1 protein-coding gene is annotated in these 551 nt (G+C 67.3%); it reads left to right on the top strand.

Annotated elements, in window-relative coordinates; translation table 11 throughout:
- Nucleotides 1-551: ABC transporter ATP-binding protein (locus HMPREF9056_RS14755; protein ID WP_253270019.1), on the top strand; the 551-nt coding region annotated here is incomplete at both ends.

Here is a 551-nt window from a genome sequence, read left to right as displayed (position 1 = left end):
TGGGCACCGGGTCGGTGACGGTGAGGTGGAGGTGGGGACCCTGGTCGCCTTCATGTCGTATCTGATGCAGATCCTCATGGGTATTGTCATGGCGAGCTTCATGACGATCATGATCCCGCGCGCGGCCGTATGCGCCGAGCGCATCAGCGAGGTGCTGGCCACCGCGCCTGCTATCGTCTCGGCGCCGGGGGCCGTGACCGCTTTTCCGGTTCCGGGGCGGGTTGAGATGCGTGATGTCACCTTTGTCTACGAGGGCGCCGACGCCCGTGTCCTGGCTGAGGTGAGCTTCACGGTCCAGCCCGGTACGACGACGGCGATCGTGGGTTCGACGGCGTCGGGCAAGTCCACGATTGTGCGGCTACTGGCCCGGTTGCTGGAGGCCAGCAGCGGGCAGGTCCTCGTTGGTGGGGTGGATGTGCGTGAGGCCGATCCCGAGGCGCTGTGGGCCCAGTTGGGGCTTGTGCCTCAGGCGCCCTTCCTGTTCGCCGGGACCGTGGCCTCCAACCTGCGCCTGGGGCGTCAGGAGGCCACCGACGACGAGCTGTGGAAGG

Origin of the sequence: Actinomyces sp. oral taxon 170 str. F0386, assembly GCF_000195595.1 — a bacterium.
Taxonomy (GTDB): Bacteria; Actinomycetota; Actinomycetes; order Actinomycetales; family Actinomycetaceae; genus Actinomyces.
The sequence above is the reverse complement of the archived record's forward strand: the minus strand, read 5'-3'. Positions and strand labels throughout refer to the sequence as shown.